Source organism: Saccharibacillus sacchari, assembly GCF_037722395.1.
GTDB lineage: Bacteria > Bacillota > Bacilli > Paenibacillales > Paenibacillaceae > Saccharibacillus > Saccharibacillus sacchari_A.
The window spans coordinates 110,102-132,159 of the sequence record NZ_JBBKAR010000045.1 but is presented as its reverse complement, the minus strand read 5'-3'; the positions used below and the strand labels follow the sequence as shown (position 1 = coordinate 132,159).

Sequence of the window (22,058 nt, the reverse complement as noted above, 5' to 3'; positions counted from 1 at the left end):
TACGGCTTTGTTTTAAACCCGTAAATCCTACCCCTCCGGTTTGTATTCGAGGTAGCTGCGTGCTAAGGTAAAACGGAAGGCCAACAGGCCGGACTGTCCAACTTACTTAAGCGGAGGCGAATCATTTATGAAAGCACTGTTTATCGGGGGAACGGGCACCATCAGTACGGAGATTACCAAGCTGCTGCTGACGCAGGGGCATGAATTGTATCTGTTGAACCGGGGCAATCGCAACGAAGGGCTGCCGGAAGGCGCGAAGATCTTGACGGGCGATATCAACGACGAAGCCAAGGTGGCGGAACTGATCGCCGATCTGGAGTTCGACGTGGTCGCCGAGTTTATCGCGTTCACGCCGGAGCAGGTGGAACGGGATTACCGTCTGTTCAAGGATAAAACGAAACAATATATCTTTATCAGCTCCGCTTCGGCTTACCAGTCGCCGCCGGCGGATTACCGGATCAACGAAGGCACGCCGCTCGCGAATCCGTTCTGGGAATATTCCCGCAACAAGATCGCCTGCGAAGACTATCTGCTGAAGCAGTATCGCGAACAAGGCTTCCCGGTGACGATCGTGCGCCCGAGCCATACGTACAGCGAGCGTTCGGTCCCGGTCGGCGTGCACGGCGGGAACGGCTCCTGGGTCGTGTTGAAAAGAATGCTGGAAAACAAACCGGTCGTGATCCACGGCGACGGCACGTCGCTTTGGACGATCACGCATAGCCGCGACTTCGCCAAAGGCTTCGTCGGACTGATGGGCAATATCCGCGCGATCGGCGAAGCCGTGCAGATCATGTCGGACGAATCGTTGACCTGGAATCAGATTCACGAGATCATCGCGTCGGCGCTGGGCGTGAAGCTGAACCCGCTATACGTGCCGTCGACTTTCCTGGACGCGGTCAGCGACGAGGATTATCGCGGCAGCCTGCTCGGCGACAAAGCGAATACCGTCGTGTTCGATAACGCGAAGCTGAAGCGGCTGGTGCCTGACTTCGTCGCGACGACGCGCGGCGATCAAGGACTGCGGGAAGCCGTCGAATATGCGTTGGCGAACCCGGAAGCGCAAAAAGAAGACCCGGAATTCGACGCATTGTGCGATCGCATCGCGGCCGCTCTGGATCGGGCGATCGCGGAGATCAAAGGCTGATTGATCGAAATCCGGTCTGGTTTATAGGCGATACTCAACCGCTTTGCATCGAATGCGAAGCGGTTTTCGACGTTTTGACGACGAAATGACAAGCAATCCGCAATATCTTTTTGGTTAATGTAAGCTAAATTGCTTTATAATACGTATGATATGTATAGACAGGAAATGGTTAAGAAGACCGAGGCCTGCGCCGGAAACGAATCGGCTTACAGGCAACGTCGGTTCTGATGTCTAAAACTTGGATCATTATCGGATGGAGTAGGTGAAAATGTCTCAGCAATTACTCGTATACGTGTCGGTCATTCTGATAGGGGGAGCGCTGAGCCTTTTTCTGGCGATGTACGCCATGCTTCGTTTCCGCAATGCTCCGGGTGGGCGTTATTATATTTTGGCCGCGCTCATGGCTTCGATTCTGGCGTTCGGGTACGCGTTCGAATTGACGAGCGGCGACCTGAACCAGATCAAATTCTGGATCGGGATCGAATATTTTTCGCTGCCTTTTTTGCCCGTGTTCACGCTGCTCATGTGTCTGGAATATACGGATATGCGTCTCGGTCCGTGGAAAAGACGGGCGCTGTTCATTATCCCCATGCTGACGTTCGTGTTGCAGCATACGAACGAGTTCCATCATTTGTACTACACGTCGGTCGGCCTGCGGGCGGACGCGCCGTTCCCGGTAGTCGAGTTGGGAAAAGGGCCGTGGTATCTCGTGCATACGGTGTATCTGTACGGCTGCTTGGCGGTATCGATCTCCGTGCTGCTTATGCGGATGCTCAAAGCGCGCCAGCGTTTCCGGTTGCAGATGCTCGCCATGACGGCGGGCATGCTGGTGCCGGTGGCCGGCAACCTGTATTATCTGGCCGGCAAAAGTCCGTACGGGATCGATCTGGGACCGGTGTTTATCAGCGTGTCGTTTGTTTTTCACAGCATGGCGATCTTCCGGTTCCGCATGTTTAACGTGGCGCCGATCGCGCGCGAGATCGTGTTCGAAAGCATGGGCGACGGCGTGCTGGTGCTGAACGAACAAGACTTCGTCGTGGATTACAATCCGGCGATGTTGCGACTCGTGCCGGAATTGAGCAAAAGCAGTATCGGGCGCGGCGCGTCGGAAGTGCTTGCGTCGCATCCGACGATAGCGGAATGCGTAAGACTGGGCAGCGAGCACGATCTGAAGTTGGATACCGTGCATCCTTTTTACGTGCACGCGCGGTTTGCGCCGATTCGCGACCGCGACTCCCGCCGCTCCGGGCGTATCGTGACGTTTATCGACATCACGGAACGCGTCGTTTTGGAAGAAAAGCTCAAAAAGCTCGCCAGCACCGATGGCTTGACGGGCTTGTTCAATAAAAACGCGTTAATCGAAAAGTCCGAGCAGGCTTTGCGCGAACTGGCGCCGGGCGGGCCCGGCGTCTCGGTCATCATGTTCGACGTGGATCATTTCAAAAAGGTCAACGACACGTTCGGGCACGAAGCGGGCGACCGCGTACTGGCCGGAGTCTCCGACGTGATTCGTCGCGTGTTGGACGGGCGCGGCATCGCGGGACGGTACGGCGGAGACGAATTCGTGCTTTGCTTGCCGCAAACGTGCGCCGAACAAGGGCGGATCGCCGCGGAAGACATTCGCGCCGGCGTGGAGCGGATGGAGATCACGGTGGAAGGCCGCGCCGTTCGCGCCACGTCCAGCTTCGGGGTTTCGCATCTGACGCCTTCCCCGCATCTTCAATACGGCGCGCCGGAAATGCAATTGCTGATGCGGCGCGCCGACCATGCGCTGTACCAGTCCAAAAAGCTGGGCCGCAACCAGGCAAGCCTGTATCGGGACGAAGAAAGCGAGTCGCTCGAAGCGAATTGATGCGGGACGAACGGACGCAAGCCGAATCGGTCGGACTTTCGCGGGAATAGCGGAACTTCGACGGCGGATTCGGCTTTTTTGCGCGATGCCGGACGTTAGCTTTGTCACACCGGAAACGGCAAGCCGTTCGTTATAATAGCGAAGGATTCCGGGCTTGCGAAGCCGCGGAAAATTCGGACGGAAGAGGTTGACGGCATTGCTAACGGAAAACAAATACAAGGCGCTCGAATTGGAGACGCCGGGGCTGTACGAACTTGAAGGATTGGAGATCGGCGTGACGTCGAATTGCAATTTCAAATGCGATTATTGCTGCGCGTACCGCCGGAACGACGGATCGAAATTGAGCGCGGAAGAAGCGATTCGCTTGATTCGCGAACTTCCGACATTGAAGCGCGTGCGCTTGTCCGGCGGGGAAGTGACGATGCGTTTCGAGGATTGCGTGAAGATCGTGGCTTACTGCACGGAGAATGGAATCGCGACGCAGCTTAATACGAACGGGAGCCTGCTCAGCCCGGAGCGTATTCGCCGTTTGAAAGAAGCCGGGCTGTCGAATATCCATCTGTCGTTTAACTTTACCGATGCGGAGTCGTTTGCGGCGTATTACGGGATGGACCCGCGCGTGTACAAAAAAGTGATCGAGAATATCCGTCTGTGCGTGGAGCTGGGTCTGGAAACGGTGCTGGAGACGTTGCTGTTCGGCCCGACCCAGGAAAATATGCCGGCGATCAGCGCGATGGTGCATGATCTGGGCGTGCGCATCCACGAGATTCAGAACAGCATCGTCATGGATCATGCCGAGCGGCCGGGCTGGAACGCCGTCGCGTCGCGCGAATCGCTGGTGCGTTCGGTGCGGGAATTGATCGCGAACCGCCGCCCGGACACCGATCTGTATCTGACGTGCATGGACCGCTTTCTGGACAAATTGGGCTTCAAGGAAGAACCGGGCGTGTACTTCTCGAATTGCGTGGACGGCAAAAAGCAGCTTCATCTGCACGGCAACGGCGATATTCTGATCTGCGAGCTGTGCCGCCCGGAGATCATTGGGAACGTGTACGAAGGAACGGATCTGCGCACGATCTACGCCAATCGGCCGAAAGCGCTGGACGAGTTTTTGGAAAAGTTGCCTTGTCCGGCTTACGACGCGCTGTTCCCGGCGGACGAAGAGCTTCATTCTTCCACGGAGTTGTAATTCGACCTATTCGTTGATGGAATCAAAATGCAAAAAGACGTAAAACGCGAAAATCTGCGCTTACGTCTTTTTTTGAGCGTACTTTTGTACATGCTCAACGCTTTGTTGCCAGCCTTGATCGGCCGAAGCTTGATACAGGCGCAAAGCTTCAGCTTCCCGGCCTAGCTCAACGAGAAGCTCGGCGTAACCGAATTGGGCTTCCGGGTCGTTTTGCTTGACTGCAATCTTATACCAGTGCTCGGATTCTTCCAGCTTGTCCAGATCATGCAGAAGAGAAGCTAGATTCATGGAAGCGATATCCAAGTCTTTATCGGCTGCCTTCCGATATAAATTTTCGGCCTGTTCGATCAAGTCTCGCTCCGGCTGCGGAACGGCTTCGAGACGGCGGGCCAATCCGTTCGCGCCGAATAAAGGAATTGAGGGCACGCCTTTTTCCTGCTGCTTCAATCGTTCTTCGTAACGCATTTCGGCTTCTTCCAAAAATACGCCCGCCAGATTGTTTTGAGCTTTAACAAATCCTCGATCCGCTGCTTTTTCATACATTTCTTTCGCGTAATCCAATCGTTTTTCTTCGGAGTAGATATTGCCCAGATTGTATGCCGCATATAGATGTCCTGCCGAGGCCGCGCGTTCGTACCAATGTTTGGCAAGCTGGGGATTTTGCGCGATTTGCTGATAATGGACGCCCAAATTATAAGCGGCTTCCGTATTCCCTTCCGCTGCCGCCAGCCGATAATGTTCCAGCGCTTTTTCGATTTGGTTTTTCCGCTGGTAAATGACCCCTAGATTGTAATGTCCGATAGGATCGCCGTAATCCGCAAAAGCGTTCCAAATCGCCAGCGCTTTTTCGAGCTGGTTGTTGTTCATGTATAAAATGCCCAGCTGTTCGGCGGATTGTTTGTCCCAGGTCCAACGCTGTTCCAGCACTCGGCGGATTTTGCGATCGAATTTGTCTGTATACGTGCCTTCCAGGCCGTAACGCGCGTCGAAGTGTCCGCGTTCGGCGGCTTGGCTATGCCAGCTTCTGGCTTCATTCCACATGCCGTCGTCTCGCGCCAGCTCGCCGAGCAGATACATGGCATTCGCCATGCCGCTCTCAGCCGACTTTATTAGCCACGTTTTCGCTTCCTCAGTCCTGTCTTGATTCAGTAGCAGCAAGCCCATATTGTGCGCGGCGTTCAGATTTCCCAGACGATCGGCTTCCCGGCAGCAGGATAGCGCTTCCTCGATATGCCCCTGATTAAATTCGTGCAAAGCCAATCCGTTCCACCCTTCCGTCAATCCCAGCTCGGCCGCACGCAAATAATCGATCCGCGCTTCGTTCGTTTTTGCGTCTTCGCTGTAGAGACCGGCACGCAGCAAAAACGCGGAAGGGACTTGCTGCGCGGTTGCTTTTTCCAAAATCTCAAAAGCCTGATCTCGCCGCTCGGTACGAACCAGCACGGCAGCCAAAGCAGTCCAGCCTTCGGGATCTCCGTTCTCTGCCGCCCTCCGGTACGCCTTTTCCGCTGCTTCTGCTTCGTTCAACAGCTCCTGTACATATCCGATAAAAAGCAGCGCTTCGGCATTGGGAGGGCGGTTGGCTCGGTTGAAGGCACGCAAAGCACGTTTAAACTGTCCCTTTTCGATCCGCGCCCAACCGATGCGGATAAACTTTTCCTGTTTTTCGAACGTACGCAGATGACTGGCCTCCCTCAAGCTCCCGAATACGATCCTTTTTCTGACTTTACCTCAAAATCCGTTTGCTTAATCTTCTCTAATCCGGCGATTTTTCTTGTGCCGGGACCGCTTCATCGCGTAGGATAGAACGACAGACGTCCATGCGCATCGAACCGGCCGGTTTAGCCGCGACGGAAGGCGAGGGACGCGAAAGCGAGGCGAACGAAGCATGGCCAGCAAAAAAGGCGGTACGGGCCGCGGAACCGGCAAAAAAGGATGGAACCGTTGGCAAAAAGCGGAGAACCGCAAAAAGAACGCACCCAAACCGTATAAAAGCAAAGGTAAAGACACCGAAAGTAAATCCGGAGACTGCGGAACGGACAAGCCATAAAGCGGTCCCCCGTACGTGGCCGATGGATATAGAGTCGGCATTATTCGCATGCAAGAAACCCAAAAAGACCGTATTCCGTCGCTATCTTCAAGATAGAGGAGAATCGGTCTTTTTTTGATAGGGAAAAGGCAGGCAAAAGATCCGTTGTCAGGTCGGAAGGTACTCGAAGCATCGCCGGATTTGTACGCAACGAGGGGGTGCTTCATTGTTCAATTCGCCGATGATCCATGCGCCGCCATTCTCGCATTATGCTCGGCCAGCGGCAGGTCGAAGTTGTCGCGGCTGCCCAGCTCGGTCGTTTTGCCGCCGCCGTGGCGTCCGTACAGCACCAGCCAGTAAAAGATCGGATACTGACGCAGCAGGCGACGTTCTTTGCCTACGCGCACATCGGCCAGTTCTTCGTAAAGCGGCCAGTAATCCGCGATATTCGGCGTGATCTTGCGATGCGCCCGCCCGCCGTCGATATATTCGCACACTTGCCCGGGCTGCAAACGTTCGCGCCAGCCGCCGTAAAACGTATGCGAGCTGCCGTGCGTCCGGCACAGGAACGGGCGAGCCGGATACACCCGGCAGCGCCCGTTTTCCCGGTCGAGCAGCGGGCAAGGAAAGCTGTTGCGTCCCGCATGGCGGCGCACCGCGTCCAGCTCGCCTTTGCGGTCGATATTGTGCGTGAGCGAAGCGTGCATATCCGGGTTTTCTTTTTCCAAAAGCAGCAGATTTTCTTCCGCGCGATCGAACGCTTCGGTAATCTCGGCCTTGCTCCAATGGCGTTCCATATAAACAAGCAGCAGCTCGAACTCCACCTGGGAAACGGGGAAATAGTCGGAGCAGCAATTGCTGCACCCTTCCCGGCACGGCGGCTGCTTGAGGCTATGCGCCCGGTAATCGCCGATCGTCTGCTCGACGTCCCGATACAGTCGCACCACATGCGCGGCGCGGCTGTCGGGCGAGGCGGTCTTATGGCAAAGTCTCATCTTGCGCCCGCTGCCGCAGAAGCAGGGCTCGTTGCCGTCCGTCAGGCTGTGCGTCTTCGCCTCGGGCGTGTTCGGCATGGGGTTCACTTCCTCGAAGTTGGATTCTGTTCCCATTATACGCTTCGGGTTTGGGTTAATCGAATACGGATAAGATACGAGGCTTGACAAGAGCAAAAGAAAAGCATTATCTTTGATAGTAACATTTAGATAATAACAAAAAGAAAATAACGATACCGTCCAACGGGATAAGCTTTTGCTTGGTTTTGGCGACTAGCGATCTGCGCGTTTGACGGAGAACGGAGTTGAAGATGCAGGAGAACCGAAACGAACCCAATCAACCAAAGCCGCTTCGCGACGCGAGCGGATTGACCGAAGAGGAGTTTCTTGCCGGGTACGACGCGGGGGATTACGAACGGCCTTCTATTGCGACGGACATGGTGATTTTTACGGTGGCGGGCGAAAAGGAAGACAATTACCGCAAGCTGCCGAAGCAGTCGCTGCGCGTGCTGTTGATCCGGCGCGCCGGGCATCCCTTTTTGGGGCATTGGGCGCTACCGGGCGGATTCGTGCGTCCCGACGAAACGGCGGATCAGGCGGCGGCGAGAGAATTGCGGGAGGAAACGGGCGTCGATCGCGTCTATCTGGAACAGCTGCATACGTTCAGTGACGTCGGACGCGATCCGCGTACCTGGGTGGTCAGTTGCTCCTATATGGCGCTGGTCGACAGTCGCGGCTTACAGGTGCAGGCAGGCGACGATGCCGATCGGGCCGCGTGGTTCGAGCTTTCGTACCGGTTGAACAGCGAAAGCCGGGAACGGCTGGAGGAAGGCGGCATGCTGCATGTTCGGCGTTACGAATTGAAACTTACGGCAGAGTCGCCGGAGGTTGATCGGAACGGGGCGAATACGGACTCTATGAAAAATGCGGCGGGAAAGCTGGAGCTGACCGCGACCGTCGAGCATCGGGTAACGCGAACGAGCCGGGCGTCGATCGAGGAGTATCGGGTCGCCGATCGCGGAGATCTGGCTTTCGACCATGCGAAGATTATCGGCATGGCGATCGAACGGCTACGCGGACGCGTGGAAGATCATGATCTGGCGCTGCATCTGATGCCGGAACTTTTTACGCTAACCGAATTGCAACAGGCTTACGAAGCGATTCTGGATCGCGAACTGCTCAAAGCGGCTTTCCGCCGCAAAGCGGAACCGCTCGTGGAGAAAACGGATCAATATACGGAAAACGCGGGGCATCGCCCTTCGAGATTGTATCGGCGAAGCCGCGAAGAATGGGGAGATTATCGGTGATCTATAGTTTGGAACAACTGCGTCAGGCGCATAGCGCCGGGCAGCGGATCAAATATTTGTTTTTCTGGGGACATACGGCGAAAACGGAAAGCGAAATCGATGCCAGTTGTCTGAGTCAATGGTGGCCGAGTCGATTTACGGTCGAAGGCATCGAGTACAGTTGTGCCGAGCAGTATATGATGGCCGAAAAAGCACGGCTGTTCCGCGATGAAGAAGCGCGCCGCAACATTTTGCAAGCCAAGCATCCCAAGCAGATGAAAGCTTTCGGCCGCGAAGTACGGGGCTTCGACGATCAAGTGTGGAAAAAGGAAGCTTACGGCATTGTACGACGGGCGAGCGAAGAAAAATTCCGGCAAAATCGCGAGTTGTGGGGATTTCTGTCGAACACCAAAAATCGCGTTCTGGTCGAAGCAAGTCCGGTCGATCGGATCTGGGGCATCGGCCTGGACAAGCAGGACCCCAATATCGAAAATCCGTTCAAATGGCGCGGAACCAATCTGCTCGGTTTTGCTTTGGGCGAAGCGCGGGATAACCTGCGGAAGGAGGAAGCTTCGAATGAATAAGCAAATGAACAATCTAACGGCAGGCTACCGCGAAGCGGTACGCGACCGGATGCGCCGAATCGCGGCCGAGACGGTCGAGATCGCCAAGCGCGGCTCTTACGTGTACCGGGGAGAAACGATCGAGATCGGCGAAGCGCAGCGGCATTCCGAAAACGACAGTCTGCTGATTACGCCCCATCGGGGAGCCGAGATCGTGCAGCGGACCGCGCCCGGGCGCCCTGCAAGCGATAGCTCGCGTACCGACTACCGGGTGGTCAACGAATCGGCGGTGAAGACGGTTCACGATCTGGCGGCGAGCGGAGCGGCATCCATCGGCGTATTGAACTTCGCCAGCGCGAAAAACGCGGGCGGCGGCTTCCTGAACGGCGCGAATGCCCAAGAAGAAAATCTGGCCGCGACCAGCGGATTGTATCCGTCCCAACTGCGCCACTCCGGTTATTACGAAGCGAATCGGGCCAGCGGAACGATGATGTACACCCACCATGCCATTTATTCGCCGGATGTCGTTTTTTTCCGCGATGAACGTTTTGAATTGGCGGCGCCTCCGGCGTATGCTTCCGTACTGACATTGCCTGCCGTGAACTATGGACAGGTGCTGCTCAAAGGCGAAGACGCGGCGCAAGCCAAGACCGTGATGCTGGAAAGAATGAGACTGGCGCTCGCGATCTTTGCGGAACAAGGCGACCGTACGCTCGTGTTGGGCGCTTACGGCTGCGGCGTGTTCCGTAACGATCCGGCCGAAGTAGCGTCCTGGTGGCGGCGTTTGCTGGACGGCGAAGGCTGGGCGACGCACTTTGATCATATCGTTTTTGCCGTGTTGGACCGTTCGAAGGATACCGCTACGCTGCGTCCGTTTGAACGAATTTGGGGACGCGCGTTGTAAATCGGCTTGAGAGACTGCGCGCTTACGAGCAATAAGAAAGGAGGGATACCGGATGCGTTTTGAAGAGATCGAAGGCGATTTGTTTGCGTTGCCGGCTGACTATGTGTTGGCACATTGCATTTCGGCCGACGCGAAAATGGGCAAAGGCATCGCTGCGGAGTTCGTGCGGAGATTCGAGCTGGAACCGCTGCAAAAACAGGCCACCGCGCAGCCGCTTGAGATCGGCGTCTGTTATCGGGCAGGCCGGGTGATGAACCTGGTGACGAAAGCGAAATATTTCAACAAGCCGACTTATGCTTCGTTGACGCAGGCCGTTCATTCCTTGCGAGAAGCTTGCGAATCCGCCGGCCTCACCCAATTGGCGATGCCGCGGATCGGCAGCGGACTGGATCGACTGCGCTGGGAAAAGGTACGTGAGATCGTAAAGTGCGAGTTTGCCGATACCGAGATCGAGATTGTTGTCTGTTTTTTGTAGACGTACGACCAGAATAGAATACGATCGGCCAACTTCGTATGACCTGTAGAACGTTCCGCGCACGTTGCCGCAAAGCCTCTACACGTCGGTCCAAAGTCCTTGCGCACCTGTACATAGTCCGTACGCGTTCGTCCAAAATCTGCGCACTTAAAAATTCCGAGCCGTGCGAAATAAGTGCGTATATACACTTATTCCGCGGAAAATTCGGCGTTTTGCTCAAATAGGTGCGCATATGCACTTAATTTCCACTTTTGCTCGCTATCTCGATTTTTTTCACCGGAATAATTACATTTGCGCACTTATTTTGCCAAAAACGGACGATTGGCAAAAAATAAATACATATACGCATTTATTTCACAAGCGAGCTGCCCAAAAAGCCCCCTTGTTCCGTACGATACGGAATAAGGGGGCTTTTTGGGCAGCCTTGTTTTTTTAGACTCGGTTTGATTTGTTGGAAGAAATAGCTTGACCAGATCGAGCCGATCGTCGGCGTCGATAATGTCGGCTGCATCGGTTATGCTCAATGCCCGCCGCTGCGCCGTTTCATCGACTCGGCGTAAGTGTCGCGGCGGAAATTCAGGATCGGATCGTCGGATAGCGCGATGCCTTCGGGAACGGCGGTCGGGTCCATGATCAATCCGCGCGGTTCCGCGATCGGTTCGAGCAGAACCAGGCGTCCGGCGTTGATGCGCACGCGGTCGCTCGGCCAGCGCTTGGTCGGATCGTCGGTCGGGTCGCCTTCTTCGCCGAACACGATGTTCAGCTTGAACGAAGGCGGTTGGGACAGCATACGCAGCTCAAGCTCGCGTTCCAAATAATCGTCAGGCATGGCCGCCGCGTCATGAACGGACAGCGTATGCACGCCGAGATCGGGAATCCATTCGAATTTGACCGGACGCCGACGGCCTTCCGCATCGACGAGCATATACACATGGATGCAGTAATACAGATTGGTGGCATAGCTTGCGGGCGGCTTCAGCCGTTTGAGCGCGAGCAGGCTTTGCCGGCTTTCGCCGAAATAACGGGCAAATTTGCGCAACGCTTCCGCTTTGGGCATTTTGCCCGCTTTGGTGCGGTTGAGCGTCGTCAGCATATCCATAAACGATTTGGGCGTCCGGGCAAAAAAGACAGGAACGGTGACGCCGACCATATTGGTCACGCCGCCCGCGGGAAGCTTGAACTGAACAGCCATGCCTTTGGCGGGCGAAAGCAGGTCGGCCAGCGCCGGATCGGTCGAGCTGCCGGAAAAGCGTACGACCGCTTTGATTTCGCGTTCTTGCAGATGCGGAGCCGTGGTGAACGGAGCGGCTTTGCCGCTGGGAAGAAACGAAGCCCGGCAGCAGAAGCCGCCGGCATGGGCGCGCCGGTAACCGGGATGTACGCCGGATACGCGCTCCAGCTCGTCGACCGCGGCTTCCGCCTCCGTGACGTATAATTGATCGTTTTTATCGAACGAAGCGGCTTTGCCGCCGGACGAAGATTTTGCATATTCGGATTCGGAATCGTTGAACATCGCGGTATTTCTCCTCTCGTTTGCTATCGCTGGTCCTTCGTCAACGCAAACCTCCGATCGGGACGTGACAAAGGACTTGATGATGGAAATGGCCGCTCTGCACACACAGAGTTATTCTCTCTATACCCGGTAACTCTGTAAACGTAAACCGCCCTTCGCCGAAATCGGCAAAGGGCGGTTCGGATATTGTCTGATCGTTGAACGTTTACGGCGCCGTGATCGGCTGCATCCGGTAGACCTCGCGGTTTGCGACCATCTTTTCCGTTGCGCTCCGATATTCTTTGTAATGGTCGCTGTCCAGATGCGCTTGCGCGGCTTCTGTATTTTCCCAACGCTCGTAAAAAACGAACGTATGCGAATCTTCGAGCGACTCGTTCAGCACGTATTCCAGACAGCCCGGTTCGGCGCGGCTCAAGCCAACGACTTTGATCAGCTCGCCGCGCAGGTCATGGGCCCGACCCGGCTTGGCTTTGATAATGGCGGTTACAGTGATCGCTTCCATCGAATTCTCCTCCGTTTATGAAGAAATTGTCGCTTGCGCGTTCTTCTAAGCCATTAACTCGATCGAGCGGGATTGACTCAGGAGCCGCTTTTGACGCTTTTGCTTCTTTTCCAGAAAAAGAACGCCGTGCCCCCGATTACCAGCACGCCGATGATGACATAGACGACGTTGGAGAAGACGTCCATTTGTCCGACGACGCTTTCCCACGACTCGCCTACGGCGCTGCCGATGTAGGTCAAGATCGTGTTCCACAGCAGCGAGCCGACCGTCGTCAGCAGCAAGAAGGAAAACAGATTCATGCGCACGCTGCCTGCCGGGATAGAGATCAGGCTGCGCACGAGCGGTACAAGGCGGCACAGGAAGACCGCCCATTTGCCGAATCGGTCGAACCAGCCGTAGGCTTTGCCAACATCTTCTTTTTTCAAGCGAAGCCATTTGCCGTATTTCTCGATCAGGCGCTCCATGCGTTCCTGCTTCATGACGGCGCCGATCGCGTACAAGACGGCAGCACCGGCGACCGATCCCAACGTAGACGCGACGATAACGCCCCAGATGCTCATATCCGTCTGCGTGGTCATAAAGCCGCCAAACGTCAGAATGACTTCGGACGGAATAGGCGGGAAAATATTTTCCAGAGCAATCAGCAAAAAGATGCCGAAGTAACCCCAGTCGTTCATAAAGTCGGTAATCCAATTTTCCACGTTCTGTTCACCTCGACTTTCGAATTTGACGGGATTCCGGCTCCCGGACTTGCATGCCGTCACGCTATAGAGCGTAGTTAGGCGAAACACGGCTCAGGCGTTTGGCGGTCGTGCAGGCTTTGGTGTCGGTTTCGGCATCTCGTATGAATATGTAAATATCGATATATTTTCAGAAAAAGAACGAAATTTTCAATTCTGCGTACGAGAAGGCGCTTGAGGGCAGGGGGCCCGGTACCCGCCGCGATGTCCTCCTCATGATCTTAAAGGATGCGAGAAGGCGGTTGCAAGTTTGGAGGCTCCCACTACCCGTAAAATGGAGAAGCCGCTCTATTTTACGCTTTTAGCGAACGCTTGTTTGCTTTATAATAGAGGTCATAGGAAAAACTTGTACTTTTGCGAAAGGAGAGCCTGCCCGATGAAAATCGATCGATTGCTCGCGATGACCATTTTGTTATTGAATCGGGAACGAATTAACGCAGGCGCGTTAGCGGAGCGGTTCGAAGTATCGACCAAGACGATTTATCGCGATATTGAGACGCTGTGCCGCGCCGGGATTCCGATCGTCTCGCATCAGGGGATGAGCGGCGGGTTTGAACTGATGGAACGGTATACGATCGGTCGTCAGATGCTGAGTCCGGGCGAGATCGAAGCGTTGAGGGCTGCGGTAAAAGGGGCGGCGAGCGTGCTGGACGATCCGACCTTTGCCGATCTGGCGGACAAGGTGCAGGCCCTGCTTGGCGGAGGAAAGGAAGCGCGAGGGCCGGGGGTGATCTTCGATCTGAATGCGTGGAGCGGCCATGCGTCGACTCGCGACCGGGTCGAATGCCTGAGAGAAGCCGCCCGCGAAGCGCGGCGGGTAGAGGTGCGTTATCTGAACATGAACGGACAAGAAAGCCGGCGCGTGTTGGAGCCGGCCATGCTGTTGATGAAAGGCGGCATCTGGTATTTGCAGGCGTACTGCCTGCTGCGCGGGGAGTTCCGCATCTTCCGCTTGTCCCGCATGCTGGAGCTGCGCGAGACGGGCGAGCCGTTCGTGCCGAAGGTCGCGCCGGTGATCGACACGTACGAATGGAGAGACGACTGGGACAATGCGCCGAGAACGGAAGTCTCGCTGCGCTTTTGCGCGGAGGTTCGGCTGCGGGTGACGGACGGATTCGAACCGTCGCTGGTACATGAACTGGAAGACGGAAGCGTGCGGATCGTCGGGAATTTCACGGCGGACGAATGGTTTTACGGAATGCTGCTCAGTTACGGGGATCGGGTCGCGGTCGAATCGCCGCGGCAAGTGGCGGACGAACTGGTGAACCGGGCGAAACGGATCGTCGAAGCTTACGCGCAGGCGGCGGAGATGCCGCTTCGATCTTGAATTCGGCCGACGGCGATCGGTCGGAATCGTGTAACAACGTGGACATGGGGGTGTCCGCGTTATAAGCGTATGATAACGGAAAACGAACGCTAGAGAGGAAGATTTCCGTGAGCATCGCCAAATTCCTGCCCGACCACGAATCGCAGATTTTCACTTATCGGCCGGCTTTCGCCTTGACGGGCTTCGCGGCGCGCACGACCAACGCGGCCGAGTTCGGACCGTACGGCAAAATCCCGGAACTGTGGCGTACGTATTACCAGAGCGGCTTGCCGCTGGATTCCTCGATCCGCAAGCCGCATCTGATCTATGCGCTGTACACCGATTACGAAAGCGACGCTTCCGGCGCCTACACGCTGGTCATCGGCCACGAATCCGCGGCCGCCGACGGCCCGACGCCGATCGAACGCCGACGCTTCTCCGAAGACGAGACCGAACGTTTGCGCGCTCTGGTGCCGGACAGCCGCTACCGCATTTTCCGCACCCGGAAAGGCCCGATCTCCGAAGTCGTGGCCGAGACCTGGGGCGAGATCTGGGCGTACTACGAGCAATCGTCCGAACGCCGGGCCTATAGCGGCGATTTCGAACTGTACGATACCCGCGATTTCGACCCGGAAGCGGCCGAAGTATCGATTTATATCGCGGTGATGTAAATCGGAGGCGCTGCGGGAAAAATCCGTTCGAAACGCTGTCTCGCTTGGAAAGCGAGACGAGGATTCGGAGAATGGCTTTCCGGGTTCAAAAGCGTTTCGAACTGAATTTCTCCCTCCGCTACCACGCTTCAGTTTTGTAAGGAATAGAAGCCCTGCCGGAGTTGGCAGGGCTTGTTTGTTTTTTTATACAAAACGAAAAAAGGAGCCCCCAGGATTGCCAAGCGATCCTTGATCTGTAGCGAAAGTCTTTTCGCTGAGCGAAGCAAGAGTGGAGGGGGAAGTTTAGTGTAGGAGCGTTAGCGTTCGCCTTTGAAATCGAGAAAAACCTATACATAGTTTCAGTCTATTTTCTCGATTTCAACACGCGACCGAAACAAACTTCCCCCGTAACGCCCAGCTTCGCCCCCCGAACAGGACTTTCTCTGCGCAGTCAAGGATCACGCAGCCATCCTTACTCCGACGGCGTCAAAGTGAGAAGACGATCAATCTCCGTCGCCGGAACCGGACGTCCGAACAGGAAGCCTTGCATTTCCACGCATTCGATCGCCCGAAGAATGGCAGCCTGATTCTCGCTCTCCACCCCTTCGGCGATCACGCTCATTTCCAGCGTGCGGGCCAGGTCGATGATATGGGAAACGATCTTGCGGTTCACTTGGCGGTCTTCCAGTTTGCTGGTGAACTGTCTGGCGATCTTCAGCTTATCGATCGGGAACGTCTCCAGATGGGACAACGAAGAGTAGCCTGTGCCGAAATCGTCGATCGAGAGGGTAAGACCGAGCGTTTTCAAAGCATGCAGCTTCTCAAGGACCAGTTCCGGTTGGCTCAACGCCGCGGACTCCGTGATCTCCAGATCCAGCAGTTCCGGCGGCAGACCCGTTTCTTGCAAAATTTCCCGGACCCGTTCGACCACGTCCGGTTTTCGAAGCTGAGTCGGCGACAGATTGACGCCGACCTTGATTGGCCGACCGGAATCGCTCCACGACTTGGCCTGCAAGCAGGCTTGCCGCAATACCCACTCGCCGATCGACAGAATATGGCCGCTGTCTTCCGCGATCGGAATGAATTCGGCGGGAGACACGAGGCCGAATTCCGGATGATTCCAACGGATCAACGCTTCGACGCCATTCAGTTGGAGCGTTTCGGAATCGATCTGCGGTTGGTAATGCAGGAACAATTGCTGTTGTTCGAGCGCCGTTTCCAGATCTTTTTCAAGCGTGAATTTGCGCGAAAAAGCCGGATCGGTCTCGCAATACATCCGGTGGTGGCTTTTGCCCCCATACTTGACCTGATAAAGCGCAATGTCGGCTTTTTTCATCAGGCCGCCCGGCGTATCGTCGTCGATTGGATACACGGATAATCCGATGCTGGGCGGCGTGGAAATCTCATGTCCGTCGACCCGATACGAAGGAATCAAGACTTGAAGAATCCGCTCCGCCGCGGCACGTGCTCCTTCCCGATCCCCGATATCGCGCAGAATCAGCGTGAATTCATCGCCGCCCTGCCTGGCCACGAAGTCCGATTCGCGAATGCAGCGCTTCAGTCTTTTTGCGACTTCGACAAGCAGCCGGTCTCCCACGTCGTGGCCCAGCGTGTCGTTCACGTTTTTAAAACGGTCCAGGTCGATAAACGCGACGGCGAACGTTTCTTCGAACGGCCGCGCTTCCTCGATCGTATGCTTCAACCGCTCCTCGAACGACATCCGGTTCGCCAATCCTGTCAACGTGTCATGGTATGCCAACGACCGATACCGTTTTTCGCTTTGCTCCAATTCTTCCGTTTTTCGATACAGGCTCGTCAGCAGTTGATGGTTTTCGATCATGACCAACAGTTGCCGCACGACGATAAGCACGATCGAAATCCCGATGCCCGCCGTAAACGAGCCGATTTCGGACGAACCGAAAAACATAAACAAAAACAGGACCATCACCGTGACGTAAGGCAGAACCAGCCGCGGGATGTCCAGCTTTTCCACGCCCGATTCCGGCTTCGACAGGTCGATCGGACTACGCGGGCCGAACCGTTGGATAAATCCGGCGTAGCCGACGAGCAGCAAGCCGAGCATGAAAAAAGGATCAACCAGGCTGCCCGATACGTACTCGCCCGCGAACACTTGAATCATGTACACGGCGTTGGCGAGAATCTGCACGGTCAAGCCGAGAAACAAAAAAAGGATCGAGCGTCGCGCAAATCCGCTTCGTCCACCCAGGTACATGCTGACCAGTCCGAACAACAAGGCAAGCGGCGTCAGCGGATACGACAGATTGGCGAGCAGCTTCAAAAAGGACGTGCTTCCGACCAGCAGAATCGGCTCGATCAGGTAATGCCAACTGAACGTGACGGCAACCGTCATCACGATCAAAATGTCGAGCACGACCTTGAACGCGCCGTAGCTTTTTTTCAAACGGAAAAATTGGTACAGAAAAGCGGCGAAGCTGAACACGATCTGAAGATTATAAAAAACGTCGGTCCATCCCGGAGAAGGCGGAGCGATACGCAGAACTTTCTCGTCGTACATCCAGATCACTTCGGCAACGAAATAGGCAAACGATCCGAGCGACATCAAAATCCAAAACGTCCGGTTATCGCGGGAGCCGTATTTCGCGGCGCCCATCAGCCAAAGCGCGGAGATCAAGCTGCCGGTCAAAGCCAACACGTTGCCGCCCCATGTCGCGATATTCGCATCATGCTGCCAGACGACAATCCAGGCATAATATAGAGAAGTCAGGAATAGAACGAACAAAAAAGCGGCCGATGACTTGGACAGGATGCGCATAGTATAAATTCCTCTTTTTTCATAGTTCTTTAGTTCTATACTCATAATAGTCGATCTCTTCAAGAACGGATATGGAAAAAAGAAAAAGACGTCGAAATTCATAAAAAAATGACGTAAAAATGTAACCGAATGTCCGTTGGACAACACTTTAGGATCAGGAACGCAACGAAGGGAGCCGAAAGGCATGGACGAATGGAGCGGATGGATCGAACAAGCAAAAGACGGCGACGCGGCAGCATGGCAAACGATGGTCAGGCAGTATAGCGGAATGGCATTCGCAGTCGCCTATGAGCGGCTGGGCGATGCTTATTTGGCGGAGGACGTTATGCAGGAGGCTTTTACCGAGGCTTTTCGCGGTCTGGATCGTTTGAGTGAGCCTGAGGCTTTTCCGGGATGGCTGCGTACGATTGTGCGCCGAAAAGCTGGACGGCTGTCGAAGTCGGCCCAGGCTGCGGCAGTACCGCTTGCAGAGCCGGAGAATCGTTTAAGCGAGACAGGCATAGATACCGCGGTCGTGGCCGAGCAGCGCGAATCACGACGCCGACTGTACGAATCCGTTGAAGCGCTCCCGGAAAAATTGAGACTGCCTGTGCGGTTGTTTTATCTGGAAGGGTACGCTGTGCGGGAGATCGCGTCCTTTTTGAATATATCGGAATCGGCTTTGAAAAAAAGACTGTTCGATGCCCGCATCCGGCTTCGTTCCGCCCTGCACGTCTCCGACTTCTTTACCGCGTTCCGCGATTTGCACGAAGGAGGAAAACATATGCTGCATATTGTCAATGGAGATCATACCGCAGAACTGCTGCATCAGGCAGGAATCGAAGGAGAGGTGCTGGTCTGGCGGGAGCTGTATCCGTTCGGACCGGTCTTTGCGGATATGGACGAGGCTTCGGCCCGTTTTGCGCGGGCCGAAATATTGGAGCGCGAGCTTGGGATTCCCCGCACGCTTTATTTGGATGGATGTTCGGAGCAGGAGCGCCGATTGCGGGAATTGGAACGCTTCGAAGAAGCCGTGTTATGGTTCGAACACGATCTGTTCGATCAGACCATGCTGGCGCTATTGCTGGACCGCATCGGACGGATGCAGCGGGGACGTACGCGGATCAGCCTGCTGTGCATCGGCGAGTTCCCGGGCATCGAGATTTTTCACGGGCTGGGGCAACTGAAGCCCGAGCAGCTTCGCACGCTGTCCGGCACCTGGCAGCCGGTCGGCGAAGCGCAGTTCGCGCTCGCGTCGCGCTTCTGGGCGGCGTACAGCTCGCCGGACCCGCAAGAGCATGTCCGCTTCTTCGCCGCGGACAGCGAAGCGCTGCCGTTCGCCCGCGCCGCTTTCGAGGCGCATCTGGCGCGGCTGCCGTCCGTCTCTGACGGACTCGGCAGCATCCAGCGCGCGGCGCTGGAAGCCGCCGCCTCCGGCGCCGCCGCGCCCCGCGAGCTTTTCCGGCTCGCTGCGGACAAGCTGGTCGCCCTGGGACTGGGCGACCTGGAGTTCTGGCGCCATCTGGAACGGATGGCCGCCGGGCCGTCTCCGCTGCTTCGCCTAAGCGGAGACGCCGCGTTCCCGAAGTACGGCCTATCGCCGCCGGACTTCGGGAACGCCAGGTTCGAGCCGTCCCCGCTCGGACGGCAGATCCTGGCGGGAAAGGCAGCCGCGCCCGCGGACGCGGGAGCCTTTGCGGAATGGGCGGGCGGCCTGCGGCTCGCCGGAACCGGCGCTCCGCGCTGGGACGCGCGCGATAAGCGCGTCCGGCTTCCCGGCGCGGAGTAACACGCGCCACGCGCCGCCGAAGCCGCGCAGCAGCTTCGGCTCCGACTGCCCCGTCCGGCCGATTCTTTTTCCTATATGCGCAACTCCCGTAACCGAAACGAATTCGGCGCGTATAACCGAAAAGATATCGCTTATCGCGGGTCGCCCTGATCGTCTGGCCCGAAGAAGGTTAAAGATAAAGGGAGCTACAATCGAAAAGAAAGACCGGGAGGGAAACGCATGGCAAACGAATCGAACGACGATCGGCGGGGCAACGAAGCGGAAAACGAAATCCGAAACGATATCAACACCGATATCCAAACCGAGACCGCGCAGACCGTGCCGGACACCGAACCGCAACTGCGGGCGGCGCTCAAAGACGTGGAGAAATGGATGAAAAGCCAGCGCAAGCTGCCGATCTGGGATCGTCTTGCAAGCATCCCGTTCAAGCTGCTCGACAAAGTCACGCCGAAATTCATTCACGAAAAAATCGGCGGCCTGCTCGACGAGCTGGGCAATTACGTGCAAAACGGCGGCAAATATCTTATCGCGCGCCGCCATGTGGTCGGCGTGCTGGAAAAGGCCGCGACCCGCAAAAACGTGCCGCTGTCCGGTCCGTATCCGCTGGCGGTGATGGACGAAGCGGCTTCGCGCCTGGCCGGGGAAAGCCGCAATCTGGCGACGGCGCAAGGCGCGACGACCGGAGTCGGCGGCATTTTCACGCTGGCGGCGGATATTCCGGCGGTGCTGGGCCTGTCGCTGAAAGTCATTCAGGAGATCGGGCTTTGCTACGGCTACGACGCCAACGACAAGTCGGAGCGCGTATTCGCGGTCAAAGTGCTGCAATTCGCGTCTTCCGATATCGTCGGCAAGCAAGCCGTGCTGGCGGAGCTGAATCTCAAAGCGGGCGAAGACGGCAACCTCCCGCCTTCGGTCACCGCGATGTCCAAAATCCAGGGCTGGCGCGAAGTCATGACCACGTACCGCGATAGCTGGGGCTGGAAAAAGCTGCTGCAAGCCGTTCCGGTCGCCGGGATCGTATTCGGCGCGTTCGCCAACCGCCAGACGCTGGACGGCGTATCCGAAGCGGCGCATATGCTGTATCGCAAACGCCGGATTTTGGAACGGCTGGACGCGTTGGAGCAGGGAGCGAATTAAAGCACGACCGGATGCTTTTTCTTTTGGCCGACCAACTTTTCCGCCCGCCGCGTGTTGCTTGCCGCTCCGCAGGTTAATTCTGTGAAAGAGAGCGAGAACTCGGGCGGCGCGATCCATGCGGCATCCGTACCCGAAGGTCCGCGATATTCAGGGCGACGGGTATACAAGCAGGACCTGCACTCCCGCCGACATCAAGGAGGAACAGCTATGCAGTGGAAAGGCAGAAGAGCGAGCCGCAACGTCGAAGACCAGCGCGGCCGAAGCGGCGGAGGAGGCTTGATGGTCGGAGGCGGCCTGGGCGTCGGCGGCATCGTGATCGTCATTATCGTCATGCTGCTCGGCGGCAATCCGTCCGACCTGCTGAACGGAAGCGGAAGCACTTCGACGCAGCAGACGCAGACGCAATCGGCCGCGAATTATCAGGGAACGGCCGAGGAAGAAGAGTTGGCCGATTTCGTGTCCGTCGTACTCGCCGATACCGAGGACGTCTGGGGCCGGATTTTTCAGGAAAACGGCATGACCTACCGCAATCCGACGCTGGTGCTGTTCACGGGCAGCGTGCAATCGGCCTGCGGAACCGCCAGCTCGGCCGTCGGCCCGTTTTATTGCCCCGGCGACGAGAAACTGTATATCGATCTGAGCTTTTACGACGAGCTGAAGCAGCATTTCAACGCGCCGGGCGATTTCGCGATGGCGTACGTCGTGGCGCATGAAGTCGGCCACCATGTGCAAAACCTGCTCGGCACGAGCGGCAAAGTCGACCGCCTGCGCCAGACGCTCAGCAAAACGGAATACAACAAATACTCCGTCAAGCTGGAACTGCAAGCGGATTATTACGCGGGCGTCTGGGCGCATTACGAGCAGGGGCAGAATTTGCTGGAACAAGGCGACCTCGACGAAGCATTGACGGCCGCGAGCGCGGTAGGCGACGACAGCATCCAGCTTCAATCGCAAGGGTACGTCGTGCCCGACAGCTTTACCCACGGCACGTCCGAGCAGCGCAAAAGCTGGTTCTACAAAGGCTTCGAAAGCGGGACGATCCAAGGCGGCGACACGTTCGGCGGCAGCTTGTAGCCAGCGGGGCGGTTCGACCGATCGACGGATACGAATGTTGACGAAAAATCAACATTTTTCCACGAAACGAAGCTGAATACGAAAAATGTTGACGTCATGCGCACATTTTTCTTCCCAAAGCGTTAAAAACGCTTCATACG

20 protein-coding genes are annotated in these 22,058 nt (G+C 56.4%); 13 read left to right on the top strand and 7 right to left on the bottom strand.

From position 1 onward, the window contains the following. The first annotated feature begins 127 nt into the window (after positions 1–127). The 3 genes from WKI47_RS17325 to WKI47_RS17315 all read left to right on the top strand — a co-directional run bounded on the left by WKI47_RS17325 (position 128) and on the right by WKI47_RS17315 (position 4,185). Entirely contained in the window at positions 128–1,144 is a 1,017-nt protein-coding gene (locus WKI47_RS17325; protein WP_340228419.1) for an SDR family oxidoreductase, read from the top strand. A 268-nt stretch (positions 1,145–1,412) separates the two neighbouring features. After that, positions 1,413–2,996, top strand: coding sequence for a histidine kinase N-terminal 7TM domain-containing diguanylate cyclase (locus tag WKI47_RS17320; RefSeq protein ID WP_340228418.1), 1,584 nt, complete (start codon positions 1,413–1,415; stop codon positions 2,994–2,996). Positions 2,997–3,192: 196 nt separating this feature from the next. Beyond that, a complete protein-coding gene (locus WKI47_RS17315) occupies positions 3,193–4,185 on the top strand; it encodes a radical SAM protein (protein WP_340228417.1) in 993 nt (330 codons plus the stop codon). Positions 4,186–4,245: 60 nt separating this feature from the next. On the opposite strand, the gene WKI47_RS17310 is transcribed toward WKI47_RS17315, so the two are convergent. Continuing rightward, positions 4,246–5,883, bottom strand: a complete 1,638-nt coding sequence (locus WKI47_RS17310) for an SEL1-like repeat protein (protein WP_340228416.1) — start codon at positions 5,881–5,883, stop codon at positions 4,246–4,248. Positions 5,884–6,073: 190 nt separating this feature from the next. On the opposite strand from WKI47_RS17310, the gene WKI47_RS17305 reads away from it, so the two are divergent. Beyond that, positions 6,074–6,235, top strand: a complete 162-nt coding sequence (locus WKI47_RS17305; protein WP_340228415.1) for a DUF3934 family protein — start codon at positions 6,074–6,076, stop codon at positions 6,233–6,235. Between the two features lie 209 nt (positions 6,236–6,444). Here the strand turns inward: WKI47_RS17305 and WKI47_RS17300 are convergent, their stop codons facing one another. Beyond that, positions 6,445–7,287 (bottom strand): YkgJ family cysteine cluster protein, encoded by an 843-nt coding sequence (locus WKI47_RS17300; protein ID WP_340228414.1) that lies wholly within the window; start codon positions 7,285–7,287, stop codon positions 6,445–6,447. A gap of 230 nt (positions 7,288–7,517) precedes the next feature. Between WKI47_RS17300 and WKI47_RS17295 the strand changes: the two genes are divergently transcribed. Genes WKI47_RS17295 through WKI47_RS17280 form a run of 4 tightly spaced genes read left to right on the top strand, consistent with a single transcriptional unit; the run spans position 7,518 to position 10,434 of the window. After that, positions 7,518–8,513 carry an NUDIX hydrolase gene (locus tag WKI47_RS17295; protein ID WP_340228413.1) on the top strand — a complete coding sequence of 332 codons (996 nt, stop codon included), beginning with the start codon at positions 7,518–7,520 and terminating at the stop codon, positions 8,511–8,513. Continuing rightward, positions 8,510–9,076: an NADAR family protein gene (locus tag WKI47_RS17290; protein ID WP_340228412.1), complete on the top strand. Its 567-nt coding sequence runs from the start codon at positions 8,510–8,512 to the stop codon at positions 9,074–9,076. The genes WKI47_RS17295 and WKI47_RS17290 overlap by 4 nt, the downstream gene beginning before the upstream one ends. Then, positions 9,069–9,959 carry a TIGR02452 family protein gene (locus WKI47_RS17285; protein WP_340228411.1) on the top strand — a complete coding sequence of 297 codons (891 nt, stop codon included), beginning with the start codon at positions 9,069–9,071 and terminating at the stop codon, positions 9,957–9,959. The genes WKI47_RS17290 and WKI47_RS17285 overlap by 8 nt, the downstream gene beginning before the upstream one ends. Before the next feature lie 52 nt (positions 9,960–10,011). Beyond that, positions 10,012–10,434 carry a macro domain-containing protein gene (locus WKI47_RS17280; protein WP_340228410.1) on the top strand — a complete coding sequence of 141 codons (423 nt, stop codon included), beginning with the start codon at positions 10,012–10,014 and terminating at the stop codon, positions 10,432–10,434. Positions 10,435–10,954: 520 nt separating this feature from the next. Here the strand turns inward: WKI47_RS17280 and WKI47_RS17275 are convergent. From WKI47_RS17275 to WKI47_RS17265, 3 genes are all read right to left on the bottom strand, one after another. After that, complete coding sequence (locus tag WKI47_RS17275) at positions 10,955–11,947, bottom strand: catalase family peroxidase (protein ID WP_340228409.1); 993 nt, start codon at positions 11,945–11,947, stop codon at positions 10,955–10,957. Between the two features lie 205 nt (positions 11,948–12,152). Beyond that, positions 12,153–12,449: a putative quinol monooxygenase gene (locus WKI47_RS17270; RefSeq protein WP_340228408.1), complete on the bottom strand. Its 297-nt coding sequence runs from the start codon at positions 12,447–12,449 to the stop codon at positions 12,153–12,155. Positions 12,450–12,526: 77 nt separating this feature from the next. After that, positions 12,527–13,150, bottom strand: a complete 624-nt coding sequence (locus WKI47_RS17265; protein ID WP_340228407.1) for a DedA family protein — start codon at positions 13,148–13,150, stop codon at positions 12,527–12,529. A gap of 415 nt (positions 13,151–13,565) precedes the next feature. Here WKI47_RS17265 and WKI47_RS17260 point away from each other — a divergent pair, with 415 nt between their 5' ends. Both WKI47_RS17260 and WKI47_RS17255 read left to right on the top strand, forming a co-directional pair. Beyond that, positions 13,566–14,516, top strand: a complete 951-nt coding sequence (locus tag WKI47_RS17260; protein WP_340228406.1) for a YafY family protein — start codon at positions 13,566–13,568, stop codon at positions 14,514–14,516. Between the two features lie 107 nt (positions 14,517–14,623). Further along, the gene (locus tag WKI47_RS17255) at positions 14,624–15,166 is read left to right on the top strand and encodes a GyrI-like domain-containing protein (protein ID WP_340228405.1); all 543 of its coding nucleotides are present in this window, start codon (positions 14,624–14,626) and stop codon (positions 15,164–15,166) included. Between the two features lie 451 nt (positions 15,167–15,617). Here WKI47_RS17255 and WKI47_RS17250 read toward each other — a convergent pair whose 3' ends face one another. Further along, complete coding sequence (locus WKI47_RS17250; protein WP_340228404.1) at positions 15,618–17,939, bottom strand: putative bifunctional diguanylate cyclase/phosphodiesterase; 2,322 nt, start codon at positions 17,937–17,939, stop codon at positions 15,618–15,620. A 184-nt stretch (positions 17,940–18,123) separates the two neighbouring features. Here WKI47_RS17250 and WKI47_RS17245 point away from each other — a divergent pair, with 184 nt between their 5' ends. Both WKI47_RS17245 and WKI47_RS17240 read left to right on the top strand, forming a co-directional pair. Then, a complete protein-coding gene (locus WKI47_RS17245) occupies positions 18,124–19,707 on the top strand; it encodes a sigma-70 family RNA polymerase sigma factor (protein WP_340228403.1) in 1,584 nt (527 codons plus the stop codon). 219 nt (positions 19,708–19,926) lie between these two features. Continuing rightward, positions 19,927–20,844, top strand: coding sequence for an EcsC family protein (locus WKI47_RS17240; RefSeq protein WP_340228402.1), 918 nt, complete (start codon positions 19,927–19,929; stop codon positions 20,842–20,844). Here the strand turns inward: WKI47_RS17240 and WKI47_RS17235 are convergent. Then, positions 20,841–21,011 (bottom strand): hypothetical protein, encoded by a 171-nt coding sequence (locus WKI47_RS17235; RefSeq protein ID WP_340228401.1) that lies wholly within the window; start codon positions 21,009–21,011, stop codon positions 20,841–20,843. The genes WKI47_RS17240 and WKI47_RS17235 overlap by 4 nt on opposite strands. A 40-nt stretch (positions 21,012–21,051) precedes the next feature. Between WKI47_RS17235 and ypfJ the strand changes: the two genes are divergently transcribed. Further along, on the top strand, positions 21,052–21,918 hold the full coding sequence (ypfJ, locus tag WKI47_RS17230; protein ID WP_340228400.1) for a KPN_02809 family neutral zinc metallopeptidase: 867 nt from the start codon (positions 21,052–21,054) through the stop codon (positions 21,916–21,918). The last annotated feature ends 140 nt before the right edge of the window (positions 21,919–22,058 follow it).